At 60.5% G+C, this 405-nt stretch carries 1 rRNA gene; it reads right to left on the reverse strand.

Going from position 1 to position 405, the window contains the following annotated elements:
* Positions 1 to 405: ribosomal RNA gene (locus tag OYT88_RS20780) — 16S ribosomal RNA — on the reverse strand; the annotation flags it as partial.

Here is a 405-nt window from a genome sequence, read left to right on the forward strand (position 1 = left end):
GAGCATTGCCTCTCCCTCCCGTTCTTCTCCGGCAACAGAGCTTTACGATCCGAAAACCTTCTTCGCTCACGCGGCGTTGCTCCGTCAGACTTGCGTCCATTGCGGAAGATTCCCTACTGCTGCCTCCCGTAGGAGTTTGGGCCGTGTCTCAGTCCCAATGTGGCCGATCACCCTCTCAGGTCGGCTATGCATCGTTGCCTTGGTGGGCCGTTGCCCCGCCAACCAGCTAATGCACCGCGGGCCCCTCTGAAAGCGATGGCCGAAACCATCTTTCCCTCCGACACCAGGCGGTGTCGGAGCCCTATCCGGTATTAGCTCCCGTTTCCCGGAGTTATCCCCGTCTTTCAGGCAGGTTGCCCACGTGTTACTCACCCATCCGCCGCTCACTTCCGGGAGCAAGCTCCC

The sequence above is a fragment of the Sporolactobacillus sp. CQH2019 genome, from assembly GCF_028765345.1.
Taxonomy (GTDB): Bacteria; Bacillota; Bacilli; order Bacillales; family Sporolactobacillaceae; genus Sporolactobacillus.